Annotated in this window: 13 protein-coding genes; 6 read left to right on the forward strand and 7 right to left on the reverse strand. The window is 61.3% G+C overall.

The window, feature by feature from the left end; all coding sequences use genetic code 11:
- A partial coding sequence (locus tag ACJ8QI_RS04435) for a DUF2813 domain-containing protein (protein WP_442532134.1) occupies positions 1-961 on the forward strand: 961 nt, incomplete at its 5' end.
- Positions 962-975: 14 nt separating this feature from the next.
- On the opposite strand, the gene ACJ8QI_RS04440 is transcribed toward ACJ8QI_RS04435, so the two are convergent.
- The gene (locus ACJ8QI_RS04440; protein ID WP_060421702.1) at positions 976-1929 is read right to left on the reverse strand and encodes a VirK/YbjX family protein; all 954 of its coding nucleotides are present in this window, start codon (positions 1927-1929) and stop codon (positions 976-978) included.
- Between the two features lie 194 nt (positions 1930-2123).
- Between ACJ8QI_RS04440 and macA the strand changes: the two genes are divergently transcribed.
- Both macA and macB read left to right on the forward strand, forming a co-directional pair.
- The gene (gene macA, locus ACJ8QI_RS04445; RefSeq protein WP_060421705.1) at positions 2124-3239 is read left to right on the forward strand and encodes a macrolide transporter subunit MacA; all 1116 of its coding nucleotides are present in this window, start codon (positions 2124-2126) and stop codon (positions 3237-3239) included.
- Complete coding sequence (macB, locus tag ACJ8QI_RS04450; RefSeq protein ID WP_047727959.1) at positions 3239-5185, forward strand: macrolide ABC transporter ATP-binding protein/permease MacB; 1947 nt, start codon at positions 3239-3241, stop codon at positions 5183-5185. Before macA ends, macB begins: the two co-directional genes overlap by 1 nt.
- Positions 5186-5272: 87 nt before the next feature.
- On the opposite strand, the gene cspD is transcribed toward macB, so the two are convergent.
- Complete coding sequence (gene cspD, locus ACJ8QI_RS04455; protein ID WP_004928349.1) at positions 5273-5494, reverse strand: cold shock-like protein CspD; 222 nt, start codon at positions 5492-5494, stop codon at positions 5273-5275.
- Positions 5495-5850: 356 nt separating this feature from the next.
- Between cspD and clpS the strand changes: the two genes are divergently transcribed.
- Both clpS and clpA read left to right on the forward strand, forming a co-directional pair.
- Positions 5851-6171: an ATP-dependent Clp protease adapter ClpS gene (gene clpS / locus ACJ8QI_RS04460; protein WP_004928347.1), complete on the forward strand. Its 321-nt coding sequence runs from the start codon at positions 5851-5853 to the stop codon at positions 6169-6171.
- 27 nt (positions 6172-6198) lie between these two features.
- Positions 6199-8478 (forward strand): ATP-dependent Clp protease ATP-binding subunit ClpA, encoded by a 2280-nt coding sequence (clpA, locus tag ACJ8QI_RS04465; protein WP_004928343.1) that lies wholly within the window; start codon positions 6199-6201, stop codon positions 8476-8478.
- A 205-nt stretch (positions 8479-8683) separates the two neighbouring features.
- On the opposite strand, the gene infA is transcribed toward clpA, so the two are convergent.
- From infA to trxB, 5 genes are all read right to left on the reverse strand, one after another.
- Positions 8684-8902, reverse strand: a complete 219-nt coding sequence (infA, locus tag ACJ8QI_RS04470) for a translation initiation factor IF-1 (RefSeq protein ID WP_002211347.1) — start codon at positions 8900-8902, stop codon at positions 8684-8686.
- Positions 8903-9007: 105 nt separating this feature from the next.
- Positions 9008-9733: a leucyl/phenylalanyl-tRNA--protein transferase gene (gene aat, locus ACJ8QI_RS04475; protein WP_442532135.1), complete on the reverse strand. Its 726-nt coding sequence runs from the start codon at positions 9731-9733 to the stop codon at positions 9008-9010.
- A gap of 29 nt (positions 9734-9762) precedes the next feature.
- The gene (gene cydC / locus ACJ8QI_RS04480; RefSeq protein WP_442532136.1) at positions 9763-11502 is read right to left on the reverse strand and encodes a heme ABC transporter ATP-binding protein/permease CydC; all 1740 of its coding nucleotides are present in this window, start codon (positions 11500-11502) and stop codon (positions 9763-9765) included.
- 2 nt (positions 11503-11504) lie between these two features.
- Positions 11505-13271: a heme ABC transporter permease/ATP-binding protein CydD gene (gene cydD / locus ACJ8QI_RS04485; protein WP_060440290.1), complete on the reverse strand. Its 1767-nt coding sequence runs from the start codon at positions 13269-13271 to the stop codon at positions 11505-11507.
- A 239-nt stretch (positions 13272-13510) separates the two neighbouring features.
- Positions 13511-14482: a thioredoxin-disulfide reductase gene (trxB, locus tag ACJ8QI_RS04490; protein ID WP_047727946.1), complete on the reverse strand. Its 972-nt coding sequence runs from the start codon at positions 14480-14482 to the stop codon at positions 13511-13513.
- A gap of 654 nt (positions 14483-15136) precedes the next feature.
- Between trxB and lrp the strand changes: the two genes are divergently transcribed.
- Positions 15137-15631, forward strand: a complete 495-nt coding sequence (gene lrp, locus ACJ8QI_RS04495) for a leucine-responsive transcriptional regulator Lrp (RefSeq protein ID WP_004928318.1) — start codon at positions 15137-15139, stop codon at positions 15629-15631.
- Positions 15632-15746: the final 115 nt, after the last annotated feature.

The following is a 15746-nucleotide window of genomic DNA, read 5'->3' on the forward strand; positions in this document are numbered from 1 at the left end:
CCGCCGCGGCGGCGAACCGGAGCAGGATGCCTGGCGTGCGCTGGATGGCATCAACCGCATGGTGGCCGAACCGAACAGCCGCAGCATGCGCCTGATCCTGCTCGGGATGTTTTCCACCCTGCTGCAGGCCAAGGGCGACGTCAAGCTGGATCCGCATGCCCGGCCGCTGCTGCTGGTGGAAGACCCGGAAACTCGCCTGCACCCGATCATGCTGTCGGTGGCCTGGGGGCTGCTCAATCAGCTGCCGCTGCAGCGCATCACCACCACCAACTCCAGCGAACTGGTGTCGCTGGTGCCGGTGGAGCACGTCTGCCGGCTGGTGCGCGAGTCGGGGCGGGTCGCGACCTACCGTCTCGGGCCGCGCGGGCTGAGCGCCGAAGACGGGCGGCGCATCGCGTTTCACATCCGTTTCAACCGGCCGTCGTCGCTGTTCGCCCGCTGCTGGCTGCTGGTGGAAGGCGAGACCGAAGTGTGGCTGCTGAACGAGCTGGCGCGCCAGTGCGGCTACCATTTCGAGGCGGAAGGGGTGAGGGTCATCGAATTCGCCCAGTGCGGCCTGAAGCCGCTGCTGCGCTTTGCCCGCCGCATGGGCATCGAGTGGCATGCGCTGGTGGACGGCGACGAGGCGGGCAAAAAGTACGCCAATACCGTGCGCAGCCTGCTGGACAATCATGAAGACAACGAGCGCGATCGGCTGACCGCGCTGCCGGCGCCGGACATGGAGCACTTCATGTTCCGCGAAGGGTTCGGCCCGGTTTATCACCGGATGGCGTCGGTGCCGCTCAACGCGCAGATGCCGGTGCGCAAGGTGATCCTGAAAGCGGTCCACCACTCGTCGAAGCCGGATCTGGCGATCGAGGTCGCGATGCAGGCCGGCGAATGGGGCACGGACTCGGTGCCGCCGCTGCTGAAGAAAATGTTCTCACGGGTGATCTGGCTGGCGCGCGGCCGGGCGGACTGACGGCCAGCCGGGCGTTATCGGGCGCAGAAATGCGCCGCCAATCCTTGTTCCAGCTCGTCCAGCAGCTGATAGCGGCGGCGATACTCGGCGCGCTTCTTGCTGGCAATCTCTTCGATCGGCTTGCGAGCGATGCGTTCGGGCAGCAGGAAATAGCCGCTGTCGAGCGGTTTGGCGCCCATCGACAGCCAGAACTGATCGTAATCGGCGTGCAGTTTGTCCTTCTTCTTACTCTGGTAACGCCAGTTTTGATAGATATGGGTGGCGTTGCCGACCGCCACGATCTGGCGGATACCGAGGTGCCGCGCCAGCGTGCAGATGCCTTCCAGCACCAGGCGTTTGGGGAACAGGCCGTGACACTCTTTGGTGGTGTGCTGGATCTCGGCGTGCGGCACCTCATGGTTGGCGCCCTGCAGGCCGCCGATGAACAGCGTGGGTTGCTGCTGATAATGCATCAGCGCAAAGGTGATCTCCGCCAGCATCACGCCGTTGGCGTTGCGCAGCAGCAGCGTGGCTTCCCCTTCCTTATTCAGCTTGTCGATCGCCGCCAGTTCCAGCGCGATCGGCGCTTCGTTTTTGCCCATCGCGCTGGCCAGCACGAAAGACTGCGGGCCGAGGTGGCCGAGGCGCATCTTCAGCGGCATGCGCTGCGCGATGAGATCGTAATGATCGCGCAGGGCGAACAGGCATTCGATCTTGCTCATGTTGGCCGCCAGATACGGGCGATGCAGTTTGCACGGCAGGTTCGGCTGCGCGCTCAGGATCTCTTCCAGCAGCGGGTTGCTGGCCAGGGTGCTGAGCAGGCCGCTGGTAGTGCGCCAGTTGAGCAGCGAACGGCCGAGAAACTTCAGGCGAAACGAGGTTTTTTTCCAGGCGTTGCTCGGTGCCTTTTCGCCATTGATCAGCGCCGTCATCAGTTGCCAGCCGTTAAGCGGCCGGGCGGAGGCGAGTGGGTAGCTGAGCTGTGACATGATGAAATCCTTGGCTGTATTGAATGGCGCTATTTCATCAAGGCTTCACTAAACGGGAGTTCAATGCTGAACTGTAACCAGGCGTGTCTCCACATTGTGTTGAGCTAAGGTTTAGTTATTCCCTACGGTGCGTGCTAATTTAGCTCCGCCGCCGCAATGGGCGGTTGATATTCACAAGCACAGGCAGGTCAATTTTGACAGGGTTTAAAGGACATAAACGCCGCTGGATACTCGTTCTGGCGGTCATTGCGGCGCTTGCCGCGGCGGCCGTTTGGCACTTTCGCCATCCGGCGCCAACCGATTTCAAAACGGTAAAGGTCACCCAGCGCGATCTGCAGCAGAACGTGTTGGCGACCGGCCAACTGGACGCGGTGCGCAAGGTCGACGTCGGCGCGCAGGTCAGCGGGCAGCTGGAAAAACTGTATGTCGAGATCGGCGACAAGGTGAAGAAAGGCCAGTTGCTGGGGGTTATCGATCCGCAACAGGCGCAGAACAGCATCCGCGAAGGCGAGGCGACGCTGCGTGAACTGCATGCGCAACTGCTGCAGGCGCAGGCCGAACAGCAGCTGGCGGCGGTCACGCTGCAGCGCAACCAGGCGCTGGCCAAGCTGCAGGCGGTGTCGCGCCAGGATCTGGATCAGGCGGCGACGCAGCTGGCGGTGAAGAAGGCGCAGGTGGGCACCATCAATGCGCAGATCGCGCGGAACCAGGCCAGCCTGGATACCGCCAAGATCAACCTGGCCTATACCCGCATCGAGGCGCCGATGGATGGCGACGTGGTGCAGATCACCACGCTGCAGGGCCAGACGGTGATCGCGGCGCAGCAGGCGCCGAACATTCTGACGCTGGCGGATCTCGGCACCATGCTGGTGAAGGCGCAGGTATCGGAGGCCGACGTCATTAACCTCAAGCCGGGTCAGAAGGCCTGGTTCACGGTGCTGGGCGATCCGACCCGGCGCTTCGACGGCGTGCTGAAAGACATTCAGCCGACGCCGGAAAAGGTCAACAACGCCATCTTCTATTATGCGCGTTTCGAAGTGCCCAACCCGGAAAGGTTGCTGCGCTTGCAAATGACGGCGCAGGTGCATATTCAGCTGGCCGGCGTCGAGCAGGCGCTGGTGATCCCGCTGGCGGCGCTGGGCGATCAGATCGCCGACAATCGCTACCACGTCTCGGTGCTGAAACAGGGCAAGGAAGAGAAGCGCGAGGTGGCTATCGGCCTGCGCAACAATATCGACGTGCAGATCCTCAGCGGCCTCGAGGCGGGCGATGAGGTGATCGTCAGCCGCGGCGGCGTGGAGGCCGGCTGATGGCGGCGCTGTTGCAGCTGAGCGGCATCCGCCGCAGCTACCGTTCCGGCGAGCAGACGGTGGAGGTGCTGAAGGGGATCAGCCTGAGCATTGAAGCCGGTGAAATGGTGGCGATCATGGGGGCCTCCGGCTCCGGCAAATCGACGCTGATGAACATTCTCGGCTGTCTGGACAAGCCGAGCGCCGGCGTGTATCGGGTGGCCGGGCAGGATGTGGCCACCCTGAGCGACGATGCGCTGGCACAGCTGCGGCGCGAGCATTTCGGCTTTATCTTTCAGCGCTATCATCTGCTGCCGCACCTGAGCGCGGCGCACAACGTCGAAGTGCCGGCGGTGTACGCGGGGCTGGGCAAAGCGGCGCGGCGCGAACGGGCGGTGGCGCTGTTGCGGCGTCTGGGGCTGGGGGAGCGCGTCAACTACCGGCCGAGCCAGCTTTCCGGCGGCCAGCAGCAGCGCGTCAGCATCGCCCGCGCCCTGATGAATGGCGGGCAGGTGATCCTGGCGGATGAACCGACCGGCGCGCTCGACAGCCACTCCGGCGAAGAAGTGATGGCGATCCTCAAACAGCTGTGCGCCCAGGGCCACACCGTGATCCTGGTGACCCACGATCCGGCGGTAGCGCGCCAGGCGGAGAGGATCATCGAGATCCGCGACGGCGAGATTATCGCCGACTCGCGTCCGGCACCGCAGGAGAATGCGCAGGCCAAGCCGCTGGCGCTGGCCGCGGCGGCGGCTTCCTGGCGGCAGGTGGGCGGCCGTTTCCGCGAGGCGCTGGTGATGGCCTGGCGTGCGATGGCGGCCAACAAGATGCGCACCGCGCTGACCATGCTTGGCATCATTATCGGCATCGCCTCGGTGGTGTCGATCCTGGTGATCGGCGACGCCGCCAAGCAGATGGTGCTGGCGGACATCAAATCCATCGGCACCAACACCGTCGACATCTACCCCGGCAAGGACTTCGGCGATGACGATCCGACCTACCGGCAATCGTTGAAATACGGCGATCTCGATGCGCTGCGCGAACAGCCTTACATCAGCGCGCTGTCGCCGAGCATCAGCAGCAGCATGCGGCTGCGCTTGGGCAACGTCGACGCGGCGGCCAACGTCAACGGCGTCAGCGAGCAGTTCTTCCGCGTGTACGGCATGAGCTTTACCCAGGGCGTCGGCATCGATCCGCTGCAGGTGCAGTCGCAGGCGCAGACGGTGGTGATCGACGCCAATACCCAGCGGCGGCTGTTCCCGCACCAGAAGAACGTGGTGGGCGAGGTGATCCTGGTAGGCAACATGCCGGCGACGGTGGTCGGCGTGGCCAAGGAGAAGCAGTCGATGTTCGGCAGCAGCAAGACGCTGAACGTGTGGGTGCCTTACAGCACCATGGCCAACCGGCTGATGGGCAACAATTATTTCGACTCTATCACCGTTCGCATCCGCGACGGTTACGACAGCAAGGAAGCGGAACAGCAGCTGTCGCGCCTGTTGACGCTGCGCCACGGCAAGAAGGACTTCTTCACCTATAACATGGACAGCCTGGTGCAAACCGCCGAGAAAACCACCCGCACGCTGCAGCTGTTCCTGACGCTGGTGGCGGTGATTTCGCTGGTGGTCGGCGGTATCGGCGTGATGAACATCATGCTGGTGTCGGTGACCGAACGCACGCGCGAGATCGGCATTCGCATGGCGGTGGGTGCTCGTTCCGGCGACGTGTTGCAGCAGTTCCTGATCGAGGCGGTATTGGTCTGCCTGGTGGGGGGCGCGCTGGGGATTACGCTGTCGTTCGCCATCGGTTTGGCGGTGCAGCTGGTATTGCCGGGCTGGCAGATCAGCTTCCCGCCGGCGGCGTTGCTGAGCGCGTTCCTTTGTTCCACCGGCATCGGGGTGGTGTTCGGCTATCTGCCGGCGCGCAATGCCGCGCGGCTGAATCCGATCGATGCGCTGGCGCGCGAGTAAGTAAAAGGCATAAAAAATGCCAGTCACACGGCGGCTGGCATTTTTATCGCAGTCACGGTCAATGCAGCGCGACGCTGCCGGAAGCGTTTAGGACAGCGCCTCGCTTTCCACCGGCACAATAAGGCTGGCATGGTTCCCTTTTGGCCCTTGATGCACGTCGAAGCTGACCTGCTGGCCCGCCTTCAACGTTCTGTAACCATCCATCTTGATTGTGGAATAATGCGCGAAAATATCTTCGCCACCGCCGGCTGGGCAGATGAAGCCAAAACCTTTGGCGTTGTTAAACCATTTAACAGTACCCGTCTCCATGCTTTTACATCCCTCGCAACGCTATTTTAAGTGAGATGAATAACTGATTTCGCACCCGCCGTGGGCGGGTAGCAGCGTGGACAAAGGGTGGTTAAAAGACCACCAGCCACGAATTTACACTCTAGAGCAAATGATCGGGCCGTCAAGGGATCGGCTTTTGTCGGCGGGGAGCAGTTCACCAAAGTTTGAAGCAGGTAACGCTATTGCCACGATTCAGTCACAATTGGCCCGTTTTTTTGCGCACGTTACAGTGCGGCGGGACGAAGCCGAAGATGATAAAATAGTAACTATCCCCCACTTTGAATAACCGAAACCTGCCCCCATATAAGAGGGCAGAGCAGAGAAGATGAGCAGCGATGGGCAATAACAACGACTGGCTAAACTTTGAACACTTGGCCGAAGAAAAACAAATCGATGCGGTAAAACCGCCGTCTATGTATAAAGTTATACTTAACAACGACGATTACACACCGATGGAATTTGTGATTGACGTTCTGCAAAAGTTCTTTTCTTATGATATTGAACGCGCAACGCAACTGATGCTCACGGTCCACTATCAAGGCAAGGCGATCTGTGGTGTTTTTACCGCCGAGGTGGCGGAAACCAAAGTCGTCCATGTGAACCGGTACGCAAGGGAGAACGAGCATCCGTTGCTTTGTACGCTGGAAAAAGCCTGAATAAGGCAATCTATTGGGGAGGTGCTTATGCTCAATCAAGAACTGGAACTCAGTCTCAACATGGCTTTCGCCAGGGCGCGTGAGCACAGACACGAGTTTATGACCGTGGAGCACCTGTTGCTGGCGTTGCTGAGCAACCCTGCCGCGCGAGAAGCGCTTGAGGCATGTACGGTGGATCTGGCCGCGTTGCGCCAGGAGCTGGAAGCCTTCATCGAACAAACCACACCGACGCTGCCCGCCGGCGAAGAAGAGCGCGACACTCAGCCGACGCTCAGCTTCCAGCGCGTGCTGCAGCGCGCGGTCTTCCATGTGCAATCTTCCGGCCGCAGCGAAGTGTCCGGCGCCAACGTGTTGGTGGCCATCTTCAGCGAGCAGGAGTCGCAGGCGGCCTATCTGCTGCGCAAACACGACGTCAGCCGTCTCGACGTGGTGAACTTTATTTCACATGGCACGCGTAAAGACGAGCCGGGCCAAGCGCCGAATGCGGAAAACCCGGTGAACGAAGAGCAGTCCGGAGGGGAAGACCGTATGGAAAACTTCACCACCAACCTCAATCAGTTGGCCCGTGTGGGCGGCATCGATCCGTTGATCGGCCGCGATCGTGAGCTGGAGCGCGCGATTCAGGTGCTGTGCCGCCGTCGTAAAAACAACCCGCTGCTGGTCGGCGAATCCGGCGTCGGCAAGACCGCCATCGCCGAGGGGCTGGCCTGGCGTATCGTGCAGGGCGACGTGCCGGAAGTGATGGCGGACTGCACGCTGTATTCGCTGGATATCGGCTCACTACTGGCCGGCACCAAATACCGCGGCGACTTCGAGAAGCGCTTCAAGGCGCTGCTCAAGCAGCTGGAACAGGATCAGAACAGCATTTTGTTCATCGATGAAATTCACACCATCATCGGCGCCGGCGCGGCTTCCGGTGGGCAGGTGGATGCCGCCAACCTGATCAAACCGCTGCTGTCGAGCGGCAAGATCCGGGTGATCGGCTCGACCACCTACCAGGAGTTCAGCAACATCTTCGAAAAGGATCGCGCCCTGGCGCGCCGTTTCCAGAAGATCGACATCACCGAGCCGACGGCGGAAGAGACCGTTCAGATCATCAACGGCCTGAAGGCCAAGTATGAAGCGCACCACGACGTGCGTTATACCGCCAAGGCGATCCGCGCCGCGGTGGAGCTGTCGGTGAAATACATCAACGATCGTCATCTGCCGGACAAGGCGATCGACGTGATCGACGAGGCGGGCGCCCGCAGCCGGTTGATGCCGGCCAGCAAGCGCAAGAAAACCGTCAACGTGGCCGATATCGAATCCGTGGTGGCGCGTATCGCTCGCATCCCGGAGAAAACCGTGTCGGCCAGCGATCGCGACGTGCTGAGAAACCTGGGCGATCGCCTGAAGATGCTGGTGTTCGGCCAGGATCAGGCGATCGAAGCGTTGACCGAAGCGATCAAGATGAGCCGCGCCGGTCTGGGCCACGAGCGCAAGCCGGTCGGTTCCTTCCTGTTCGCCGGGCCGACCGGGGTCGGGAAAACCGAGGTCACCGTACAGTTGGCCAAGGCGATGGATATCGAGCTGCTGCGTTTCGACATGTCCGAGTACATGGAGCGGCATACCGTCAGCCGTCTGATCGGCGCGCCTCCGGGCTATGTCGGTTACGATCAGGGCGGGCTGCTGACCGATGCGGTGATCAAGCATCCGCATGCGGTGGTGCTGCTCGATGAGATCGAGAAGGCGCATCCGGACGTGTTCAACCTGCTGCTACAGGTGATGGACAACGGGACGCTGACCGACAACAACGGCCGCAAGGCGGACTTCCGCAACGTGATCCTGGTGATGACCACCAACGCCGGGGTACGGGAAACCGAACGCAAATCGATCGGCCTGGTGCAGCAGGACAACAGCACCGACGCGATGGAAGAGATCAAGAAGGTGTTTACGCCGGAGTTCCGCAACCGTCTGGACAACATCATCTGGTTCAACCATCTGTCTACCGAGGTGATTCAGCAGGTGGTCGACAAGTTCATCGTCGAACTGCAGGCGCAGCTGGATGCGAAGGGCGTCTCGCTGGAAGTGAGCGACGAAGCGCGCGACTGGCTGTCGGTGAAGGGCTACGACCGTGCGATGGGGGCTCGCCCGATGGCGCGCGTCATGCAGGAGAACCTGAAAAAACCGTTGGCCAACGAACTGCTGTTCGGCTCGCTGGTGGACGGCGGTTCCGTGAAGGTCGAGCTGGACAAGGACAAGAAACAGCTGACCTACCACTTCCTCAGCGCCGCCAAACGCAAGGCGGACGAGGGCGCGGTACACTAAGGCTGCCTTCAGGCAAAGAAAAAGCGATGCTTCGGCATCGCTTTTTTTATGGGTGAGATTCACCGTACAACAGAAACGAGTGAGCCCTCTCAGTTTACCTGCGCACCTGCAACCCGTTGTGTAACGTCGCTGCGGGGGTAAACGGAAAGGGCTCCCGAGGGATTACATCCTCGATGCCGCCAGCGTGTGGCGCGCGGTGAGCCGATTAACGGCTACGGAAGACAATGCGGCCTTTGCTCAGGTCGTACGGGGTCAGCTCTACAGTGACTTTGTCGCCCGTCAGGATGCGGATATAGTTTTTACGCATTTTACCGGAGATGTGTGCGGTTACCACGTGCCCGTTTTCCAATTCAACGCGGAACATGGTGTTCGGCAGCGTATCAAGAACGGTGCCCTGCATTTCAATATTGTCTTCTTTGGCCATCGAATCCTCTAGGTCTAACTACCTTAGTTTTTAACCGGCAAGATAATGCCGAAAAACCCCCATTATGTAAAGATGTGTCGGTGAACATTGCACCGTTTCCACCAATTAGTTTACTGGAGAGGGCGGTTCAGCCGGCTGTGGGGATATGACTTGCGGCTCCCAGCACGCCGGCGCCAAAGGCCGCCGTTGAAGGGTGCTGAGCTGCTGCAAAAATTGACGGCGCGGAATTTCACGCGCGCCAAGGCGGGCAGTGTGAGCGTTCAGCACCTGGCAGTCAATCAATTCCCCGCCATAAGCGGCAAAATGGCGGCAAAAGGCCATCAATGCGCATTTTGAGGCGTTGGTAACGCGGCTGAACATCGATTCGCCGCAGAACAACGCGCCCTGCGCCACGCCGTACATGCCGCCGACCAGTTGATCATCCTGCCACACCTCCACCGAGTGCGCATAGCCAAGGCGGTGCAGATGCTGATAGGCGCGCTGTACCTCCGGGCCGATCCAGGTGCCTTCATCCGGCCGATGGGCGCAGGCGGCGATCACCGCGGCGAAGTTGTGGTTGAGCGTGATGCGAAACGGATCGTGGCGCAAAAAGCGTTTCAGGCTGCGGTTGAGATGAAACTCTGTCGGGAACAGCACCGCACGCGGATCGGGCGACCACCACAGAATCGCTTCCCCCGGCGAGTACCAGGGGAAAATGCCGCGCTCGTAGGCCGCCAGCAGCCGCGGCGCCGTCAGGTCGCCGCCGATAGCCAGCAGGCCGTTAGGGTCGCGCAGGGCGCCCTCAGGCGAGGGAAACGCCAGCGACTGGGGGGAAAGTTTAACGATGCGCATACAGGCTCTCTGCGTCCTCTACGGGCCGATTACGGCGCCAGGTTGCTGATACGGTTGCGAAAGCGGGCATAGCGGCCCTGCCGGCGCATCAGGGTGGCGTGATCGCCCTGTTCGACAATCCGGCCGTCGTCCATCACGCAAATGCGGTCGAGATGCTCCAGGCCGTACAGACGGTGCGTCACCAGGATCAGCGTTTTGCCCTGACAATGCCGGCGCAGCAGCGCCAGGATCTGCTGCTCGGTTTCGGCGTCCAGCCCTTCGGTCGGTTCGTCGAGCAGCAGCAGCGGGGCAGGGTGCAGCAGCGCGCGGGCGATGCCAAGACGGCGCTGTTCGCCGCCGGACAGCTGCCGGCCGCCTTCGCCCAGCCAGGCGTTCAGCCCGCCGTCGCTGTCCAGCAATTTGCCGAGCCCCACCTGCTGCAGCACCTCGCTCAGGCGAGCGTCGTCGGCGTCCGGCGCGGCCAGCCGCAGGTTTTCCCGCAGCGTATCGCTGAAGATATGCACACGCTGGCTGACGACCGTGGTCATCCGACGCAGCGTGGTTTCATCATAATCCTCCAGCGGTTCGCCGTTGAGCAGAATGTTGCCGCCGTCGGTGCGCCAGGCGCGGGTCAGCAGCTGCAGCAGGGTGGACTTGCCGCAGCCGGTGCGGCCGAGCAAGGCGATGTGTTCGCCGGCCGCGACCTCGAGCGTGACGTCGCGCAGCACCGGCTGCGGCTGGTCGGGGTAGGTGAAACTCAGCTGCCGCAGGCTAAGCTGAGCCCGATCGGCGGCGGCCGGGCCGGTGGCCGGGAAGGTGACCTCCGGCTGACGATCGATGTTCTGTTTGACCCGCGTGGCGGAGGCGATCACCTGGCCGAGATACTGGAAGGCACCGGCGACCGGCATCAGCGCTTCGAACGACGCCAGCGCGGCGAAGACAAACAGCGCGATCAGCGCGCCGGGCTGGGTATCGCCGCCGATGCCGGCGGCGGTCAGCCACAGCAGCAGCGTCACCGTCAGCCCGCTGGCGAGGATCATCAGCGCCTGCGCCTTGCCGCTCAGCGAGGCTTGCTGCCACTGGCGGCGTTGCCACCGCTGTTCGGTGGCGTTTAGCGTCTGGCGGAAGTCGTTGACGGCACCGAACACCACCAGCTCGGCCTGCCCCTGCAGCCAGGCGGTCAGGTCGGTTCGGTATTGGCCGCGCAGGGCGGTAAGCTGGCCGCCGATCGGTTTACCGGCGCGATAGAACACCGGCGGCACCAGCAGCAGCAACAGTAACAGAATGCCGCCCAGCGTCAGGGCGAGCGCAGGATCGAGCCAGCTCAGGCCGTAGGTGACCACCAGGATCACCACCGCCGCGCTGATCAACGGCGAGATCACCCGCAGATAAAGATGATCCAGCGTGTCCACGTCCGCCACCAGGCGGTTGAGCAGCTCGGCCTGGCGGAAGCGGGCGATGCCGCCCGGCGTCAGCGGCAGGATCTTACTGAAGGTGAACACCCGCAGATGCGACAGCACGCGGAAGGTGGCGTCGTGGCTGACGACTCGCTCGGCATAGCGCCCGGCGGTGCGGAAGATTGCCGCGCCGCGCACGCCGGCGGCCGGCAGCATGTAGTTGAAGGTCAACAGGCCCGCCAATCCGGCCAGCGACGAGGCGGCCAGGAACCAGCCGGAGAGTGCCAGCAGGCCGATGCTGGCCAGCAGAGTGACGATCGCCAAAAGGATGCCCAGGCTAATCAGCAGGCTATGGCGGCGATACAACGCCAAAAACGGCAGCAAAACGCGCATGATTAAAGCTCCCCGCGGCGATGGGCGATCAGAGTGGCAAACAGGCCCGGTTGGGCGCTGAGGGTGGCGTAATCGCCCTGTTGCACGATGCGCCCGTTATCCATCACCCAAATCTGATCGTAGTCTTCGGTATCTTCCAGCTGGTGCGTCACCAGCAGGGTGGTTTGCTGATGCGAAGCGGCATTCAACGCCTGCATCACCCGCTGTTCGCTGTGGGCATCGAGGCTGGCGGCCGGTTCATCCAGCAGCAGCAGGCGGCGCGGACCGATCAGCGCCCGGGCGACCGCCACGCGCTGCGCCTGGCCGACCGACAGGCGAGCGGCGTTGTCGCCCACTTCGGTGTCGAGCCCCTGCGGCAGATAAGGGAGCAGTTCGCTGACGTAGGCGAGTTCCACCGCCTGCTGCAGCTGCGCTTCGTCGGCCTGCGGGCAGCCCAGCAGAATATTGGCGCGCAGGGTTTGCGCCGGCAGATGCGGGTTCTGGCCGACCCAGCTCAGCTGCTGGCGCCAGGTTTCGGCGGACAGTTCACGCAGCTCAATGCCGTTGACGGTCAACGACCCGCGATAGGGCAGGAAGCCGAGCAGCAGATTCAGCAGCGAGCTTTTACCGGCGCCGCTCAGCCCGACCAGCGCCACGCGCTGCTGCGGTTGCAGGGTGAAGCTCAGCGGCCCGGCCAGCAGTACGCCGTTCGGCGACAGGATTTCCAACGCGTTCGCCTGCAGCGTCAGCGGTTGATCGGCGGGCAGTTGCCGCGTGCCGTTGCCCATCTGCTCGCCTTCGGCGCTGAGGAAGGTTTCCAGCGCTTCCGCCGCGCCGATCGCCTGCGCTTTGGCATGGTAGAAGGTGCCGAGATCGCGCAGCGGTTGGAAAAACTCCGGTGCCAGAATCAACACCAGAAAACCGGAAAACAGCGTCACGCCGAGGCCGTAGCTGCCGAAGTTGAGTTCACCGAGGTAGGAAAAGCCGAAGTACACCGCCACCACGGCGATGGAGATCGAGGCGAAGAACTCCAGCACGCCGGAAGAGAGGAAGGCCAGGCGCAGCACTTCCATGGTGCGGCTGCGGAAGTCTTCGGAGGATTTGGCGATCTGCGCGGTTTCGGCCTGCGCGCGGTCGAACAGCCGCAGGGTGTCCAGGCCGCGCAGGCGGTCGAGGAAGTTGCCGCTCAAGCGCGCCAGCGCCACGAAGTTACGGCGGTTGGCGTCGGCGGCTCCCATGCCGACCAGCGCCATAAACAGCGGGATCAGCGGCGCGGTTGCCAGCAGAATGATGCCCGCGGCCCAATTGATCGGGAAGACGGCGATCAAAATCAGCAGCGGGATGAAAACCGCCAGATACATCTGCGGCAGATAGCGCGAGTAATAGTCCTGCATATCCTCGATCTGTTCGACGATGATGCTGGCCCAGCTGCCCGCCGGTTTGCCCTGGATCCAGGCCGGGCCGAGCTGCTGCAGCTTATCCAGCACCTGTTGGCGCATGCGCTGGCGGATCACCTGCCCACACAGGAAACCGATCCGTTCCCGCAGCCAGCTTAACAGCGCCCGCAGCGCGAACGCGGCGGCCAGCCAGATAAACGAAGGGATCAGCTGTTCGCGCGGGGTATGTTCGATGATCAGGGCGTGCAGCAGGCTGGCCAGCAGCCAGGCCTGCGCCACGATCAGCAGGCCGCTGAACAGCCCCAACAGCATGGAAAGGCGCAGCCAACGCTGCGCTAACGAACTCTGGGTTTTAAGCCAACGGGTTAACTGTTGCTGTCTGGTTTTTTTCATCAGATATGCGTCTGCGTCGCCGGCGCCCGTTTGTTACGGGCTGGGTTAACGTACTGTTAAATAATAGTGTTTGGCGCAATCGGCGGCAAACAAGCGAGGTCCCATGTTACCTCGTCACCCGGCAGACTGAAAATAATAAAGCGGCCAAATGTGGCTATAACAGACGCGATAGGGGATCGCTGAAGAAAGGAACAAAAAAAGCGGCTCGAGAGCCGCTTTTTGCTGGTGGCGAGAAAGTCTTAGCAGACTTCTGCGCCGGCGATGCCGTCCAGGTAACGCTCTGCGTCCAGCGCCGCCATACAGCCGGTGCCGGCGGAGGTGATCGCCTGGCGGTAAATGTGATCCATCACGTCGCCTGCGGCGAAGACGCCGGGGATGGTGGTTTGGGTCGCATTGCCGTGAATGCCGGACTGCACCTTGATGTAGCCGTTTTCCAGCTCCAGCTGGCCGCCGAAGATGCCGGTGTTCGGGCTGTGGCCGATGGCGATGAACACGCCGGCCAGTTCCAGTTCGCGGGTTTCGTTTTCCGCTTTGGTGCTGCGGATACGCACGCCGGTCACGCCCATTTCATCGCCCAGCACTTCGTCCAGCGTATGGTCGGTGTGCAGCACGATATTGCCGCTTTTCACTTTTTCCATCAGCCGGTCGATCAGGATCTTCTCCGAACGGAAGCTGTCGCGGCGGTGGATCAGGTGAACCTCGGCGGCGATATTGGACAGGTACAGCGCTTCTTCAACGGCGGTGTTGCCGCCGCCGACCACGGCGACTTTCTGGTTGCGGTAGAAGAAACCGTCGCAGGTCGCACAGGCGGAAACGCCTTTACCCTTGAACGCGTCTTCGGAAGGCAGGCCAAGGTAGCGGGCGGAGGCGCCGGTTGCGATGATCAGCGCGTCGCAGCTGTATTCACCGCTGTCGCCGAACAGGCGGAACGGACGCTGCTGCAGATCGACGCTGTTGATGTGATCGAAGACGATTTCAGTCTGGAACTTCTCCGCATGCTCGCGCATGCGCTCCATCAGCGCCGGGCCGGTCAGGCCTTCGGCGTCGCCCGGCCAGTTTTCCACTTCGGTGGTGGTGGTCAGCTGGCCGCCTTGTTCCATACCGGTGATCAGCACCGGGCTCAGGTTGGCGCGCGCCGCGTAAACGGCGGCGGTGTAACCGGCCGGGCCGGAGCCCAGAATCAGTAATTTGCTATGTTTAGCCGTGCCCATGAATAACCTCTTTATTCCACAATGGCGGACAATGGAACCGATTGTAGGGAAAATGGCGCAGTAAAAAAAGCGCCGGGCGACGTTGTTAACGATTTGTATGATAGTTGTCGCCTATTAATACACCCGCTGTCGGCAAATCGTACGCTGAACGCAGAAATTTACCTTATCAAAGCCGCATTCGGCTGCCGAATAGCCAACCGCGCAAAAACGGCGCATTCTGCGACTTCAGCCGCTCCCTGCCGGGGTTTATCTGCCAGCGATTCATAACCAAAAATGGGATGCAGACTTTTCGTGACGGTACGTTGTTCTGATTTTGCTTCTTTTACTTTGACAATCCGCTGCGCATTTGCGAAAACATCATAGGAAGAAGAAATTATCCCCGTAACACCAGCAAATCGTACGTATTTGCGCCGCGAGGCGGCAATGCGCGGTGGATGTGCGGAGCAGGGCGCGCAAGCGTTTGCAGATTTTTTCTCGACCTAAACGTCGTTACCGGCGTCGCGCGGGGTTGGACAGACAGGCTGCGCGGCGTGGAATGATGGTAGTGAAGAAGCATATGACAGGCATCGGGTCTTCGCTTGGAACGAACCCTTACACATTGACGTTGGCTAGGGTGTGGCAAGTGCACGGAAGAAAATAAGAGAGACAATAATAATGGCAGACAACAAGAAACGCCCGGGTAAAGATCTTGACCGTATCGACCGCAACATCCTGAATGAGCTGCAGAAGGATGGGCGTATTTCGAACGTCGAGCTTTCGAAGCGCGTGGGGTTATCCCCGACACCATGTTTAGAACGCGTGCGCCGTCTCGAGCGCCAGGGTTTCATTCATGGCTATACCGCATTGCTCAACCCGCATTATCTGGATGCGTCCCTGCTGGTTTTCGTGGAGATCACGCTGAACCGCGGCGCGCCGGATGTGTTTGAGCAATTCAACTCGGCAGTGCAGAAGCTTGAAGAAATTCAGGAGTGTCATCTGGTTTCCGGCGATTTCGACTACCTGTTGAAAACCCGCGTACCGGACATGTCGGCTTACCGCAAACTGTTGGGTGAAACCTTGCTGCGTTTGCCGGGGGTCAACGACACCCGTACCTACGTAGTGATGGAAGAAGTGAAACAGAGTAACCGTCTGGTTATCAAAACACGGTAAGGTGCAGGTGCAAAACCTGATTAAATTGGTTACACTCCTGTTTATTCATACAGTTTCGGCGCCGGGGAAGCTTCTCGGCGCTGTTGCTATGTCAGCTAACAGGAACCTGGAGAGC

It is taken from the genome of Serratia sp. CY84636, from assembly GCF_052166245.1.
GTDB lineage: Bacteria > Pseudomonadota > Gammaproteobacteria > Enterobacterales > Enterobacteriaceae > Serratia > Serratia nevei.

What these genes read in the sequence shown, in the direction of transcription:
- clpS (WP_004928347.1), top strand. Translation starts at nt 5,851, where the DNA reads ATGGGCAATAACAACGACTGGCTAAACTTTGAACACTTGGCCGAAGAA.
- cydD (WP_060440290.1), bottom strand. Translation starts at nt 13,271, where the DNA reads ATGAAAAAAACCAGACAGCAACAGTTAACCCGTTGGCTTAAAACCCAG.
- clpA (WP_004928343.1), top strand. Translation starts at nt 6,199, where the DNA reads ATGCTCAATCAAGAACTGGAACTCAGTCTCAACATGGCTTTCGCCAGG.
- aat (WP_442532135.1), bottom strand. Translation starts at nt 9,733, where the DNA reads ATGCGCATCGTTAAACTTTCCCCCCAGTCGCTGGCGTTTCCCTCGCCT.
- cspD (WP_004928349.1), bottom strand. Translation starts at nt 5,494, where the DNA reads ATGGAGACGGGTACTGTTAAATGGTTTAACAACGCCAAAGGTTTTGGC.
- lrp (WP_004928318.1), top strand. Translation starts at nt 15,137, where the DNA reads ATGGCAGACAACAAGAAACGCCCGGGTAAAGATCTTGACCGTATCGAC.
- infA (WP_002211347.1), bottom strand. Translation starts at nt 8,902, where the DNA reads ATGGCCAAAGAAGACAATATTGAAATGCAGGGCACCGTTCTTGATACG.
- trxB (WP_047727946.1), bottom strand. Translation starts at nt 14,482, where the DNA reads ATGGGCACGGCTAAACATAGCAAATTACTGATTCTGGGCTCCGGCCCG.
- cydC (WP_442532136.1), bottom strand. Translation starts at nt 11,502, where the DNA reads ATGCGCGTTTTGCTGCCGTTTTTGGCGTTGTATCGCCGCCATAGCCTG.
- ACJ8QI_RS04440 (WP_060421702.1), bottom strand. Translation starts at nt 1,929, where the DNA reads ATGTCACAGCTCAGCTACCCACTCGCCTCCGCCCGGCCGCTTAACGGC.
- macB (WP_047727959.1), top strand. Translation starts at nt 3,239, where the DNA reads ATGGCGGCGCTGTTGCAGCTGAGCGGCATCCGCCGCAGCTACCGTTCC.